Raw genomic sequence first — 2,423 nt, 5'->3', positions numbered from 1 at the left:
CCCCCGCCCCGATACCCGGAGCCGCCGCGATCCGCGTCGGCATCGTCCTGCTCGGCGTCACCGGCTTCGCCCTCTCCTACGATGCCCTGCGCCAGACGGCCGTCGCCATCCATGTCCGAGGGCCCCTCACCTACCTCTTCCCCCTCGTCATCGACGGGTTCATCGCCATCGGCATCGGCGCCCTGCTGATCCTGCGCAACGCCCCGCTGCGCTCCCGCTTCTACGTCTGGGCGCTCGTCGGGCTGGCCACCGTCACCAGCATCTGGGCCAACGGCCTGCACGCCGTGCGCCTCAACCAGCAGACCCGCCCCGAGGGGAACCTGCGGTTGGACGACCTCACCGTCGGCGCGCTGTCCGCCATCGCCCCGCTCGCCCTCGCCGGAGCCGTCCACCTCTACCTCCTCGTCCGCCGCCGCCCCACCCGAACCACCGCCGGCGACCACCGCCACACCACCCCGCAGACCCCGACGCCCTCCGTCGCCCCCACCGACGCCGCACCGAGGAACACCGCACCGGCGGAGGCCGGGGAGAAGGCCGACGACGGGAACGCGGCACAGACCCCGACCGCAGCGCACGAGGAACGCCGGGGCCGGCGACCCGGCGCACCGCTCGACGAACTCGTCGCCATCGGCCGCACCGCTCCCCCGGGCCCCTCCGGCCGGGTCTCGCGCCGCGCCGTCGAACAGGCCATCCGGGAGGCCGGGCACTCCATCGGCAGGGCCCGCCTGGTGAAGGTCACCGACACCCTCCAGGCCGAACGCGACCGCGCCCACCGCCCGGCCCGACCGGAGGCCCTGCCGGTGCGCTGAGAACGACCCGTCCCGGCGTCCGCCCACCCGTCGCACCCGTCCCCGCGCCACGCCGCGCGGGGACGGGTCCCGTCCCCGTGACGGGTCCACCCGTCCCACCGAGCCCACCCGTACCGGCCCCGAACAGGCACGCGACGAGTGGGACGACACCACCCCCACCAGGAGGCACACCCGTGTCCGAGCACCCCGACCACCCCCGCGACACCCACCGCGCCGCCGTCGCCGAAGCGACCACCCCGGCCCCGAACGGCGCAGCAAGTTGTGTCGTAAGGAGTCCTTACGACGCCCCCGCCCCGGAACCGGCACGGGAGGAACCCGACGCCGGGGCGGCGCCGGGACGGGTCGGCCCGGGGGTGCCGCCCGGAGGGACCGGGCCGAAGCCGGCCCGCAGGCGGCTGCGCCGCCGGATCGTCCGCAAGCGCCGCGTGTGCCCGCGCTTCGCCGAGAACGAGTTCGCCGACCTCACCCGGGCCGCGGCCCACTCCTCGATGACCGTCGGCGGCTACGTCGCCGAGGCCGCCCTCGCCGCCGCTCGCGCCGACAACCCCCAGGCCGCCGTCGCCGACCACCGCCGCGCGGTCCGCGAGCTGATGACCGCCAACACCCGACTCGCCGCGATCGGCAACAACCTCAACCAGCTCGCCCGCCACCTCAACAGCGACGGCGCCCTGCCCGCCCAATCCGCCACCCTGCGCCTGCTGGACCGGGTCCGGGACGCGATCGAGAACGTGGACGACACCGTCGACGCCGTCCTGCGGCGGTGACCGGTTGATCCCCAAGATCGGCACCGGCAAGGGCGGAACCCGCCGCCTCCTCGCCTACCTCTACGGACCCGGCAGGCACAACGAACACACCGACCAGCACACCGTCGCCTCCTGGAACGGCTTCGCCCCCGACCCGCGCCACGGCACCCCGGGCTTCGCCCGCGACCTGACCGCCCTCGCCCGCCAACTCGACCAGCCCGTCACCGCCCTCGGCGAGGACGCGCCGAAGACCACCGTGTGGCACTGCTCCCTGCGCGCCGCCCCCGAGGACCCGATCCTCACCGACGAGCAATGGGCGACCATCGCCCGCCGCGTCCTTTCCGCCACCGGCATCGCACCCACCGGCGACCAGGAGGCGTGCCGCTGGGTCGCGGTCCGCCACGCCCCCGACCACATCCACATCGCTGCCACCCTCGTGCGCCGGGACGGCCGCCCGGCCCGGCTGAGCATGGACCGCAGGAAGGCCCAGGCCGAGTGCCGCCGCATCGAGGCGGATTACGGCCTGCGCCGCCTCAACCCCGGCGACGGAACCGCCGCACCCCGCCCCACCGGCCGGGAACACTTCAAGGCCCGGCGCCGGGGCCACACCGCCACCTCCCGCGAACTGCTGCGCGCCCGCGTCCGCAAGGCCGCCGCCGTCGCGGGCGACGAGGAACAGTTCTTCGCCCTCCTCACCGACCTCGGCGCCCGGGTCGAAAAACGCCACGCCCCCTCCGGGGACGTCCTCGGCTACAAGGTCGCCCTGCCCGGCGACACCAACGCCGACGGCCGGCCCATCTGGTACTCCGGCTCCACCCTCTCCCCCGACCTCTCACTGCCCCGCCTGCGCGCCGCCTTCGACACCGAACCC

Annotated in this window: 3 protein-coding genes; all 3 read left to right on the top strand. The window is 75.4% G+C overall.

The window, feature by feature from the left end; all coding sequences use genetic code 11:
• Nucleotides 1-809: DUF2637 domain-containing protein (locus FOE67_RS22820; RefSeq protein WP_228474189.1), on the top strand; the 809-nt coding region annotated here is incomplete at its 5' end.
• A gap of 173 nt (nucleotides 810-982) precedes the next feature.
• Nucleotides 983-1,573 carry a MobC family plasmid mobilization relaxosome protein gene (locus FOE67_RS30510; protein WP_323385326.1) on the top strand — a complete coding sequence of 197 codons (591 nt, stop codon included), beginning with the start codon at nucleotides 983-985 and terminating at the stop codon, nucleotides 1,571-1,573.
• 4 nt (nucleotides 1,574-1,577) lie between these two features.
• On the top strand, nucleotides 1,578-2,423 hold an 846-nt coding region (locus FOE67_RS22810), incomplete at its 3' end, for a relaxase/mobilization nuclease domain-containing protein (RefSeq protein WP_228474188.1).

The sequence above is a fragment of the Streptomyces calidiresistens genome (assembly GCF_014141525.1).
Taxonomy (GTDB): domain Bacteria; phylum Actinomycetota; class Actinomycetes; order Streptomycetales; family Streptomycetaceae; genus Streptomyces; species Streptomyces calidiresistens.
This window is presented reverse-complemented; position numbering and strand designations above follow the sequence as displayed.